This is a genomic window from Bradyrhizobium sp. ISRA442, assembly GCF_038085055.1.
Taxonomy (GTDB): domain Bacteria; phylum Pseudomonadota; class Alphaproteobacteria; order Rhizobiales; family Xanthobacteraceae; genus Bradyrhizobium.
This window is the reverse complement of record NZ_JALGCN010000074.1, coordinates 1-417: the sequence shown is the minus strand read 5'-3', so window position 1 is coordinate 417 and position 417 is coordinate 1. Positions and strand designations below refer to the sequence as shown.

The following is a 417-nucleotide window of genomic DNA, read 5'->3' as shown; positions in this document are numbered from 1 at the left end:
AACGTCGGCCTTAACGTCGGCCTTGACGTCGGCCTTGGCGACCGGCATCGGCACTTCGATCGCGGTCTCGCGGAAGGCGCGCTCGAGCTCGTCCAGCGACACCTCGCCCGGGCGCAGCGGACGCTCCAGCGTCTGCGCGACCAGCGCGCCGGTGGTCATCGCCGGCGCGGCGGCGGCCGGGGCGTCCGGCGCCAGCGGCGGCGCCTCAGTGACGGGCGCACTCCCCGCCGCCATCGCCGCCATGCCCTGCGCGACCATCGCCTCCAGCTTCTCGATCAGGTCGCGGTCATTGCCCTCGGGCTCGGCCTCGGTGGCCTCGAGCCCGGCCAAAATCTCCTTGATGCGGTCGATCGAGGACAGGATCACCGTCACCGCTTGGCCCGTCACCGGCATGCCGTCGCGGAACTTGCCCATCAA

1 pseudogene is annotated in these 417 nt (G+C 71.9%); it reads right to left on the bottom strand.

Going from position 1 to position 417, the window contains the following annotated elements:
- Window positions 1-417 (bottom strand): annotated as a pseudogene (locus MTR72_RS40255) (hybrid sensor histidine kinase/response regulator); the annotation flags it as partial.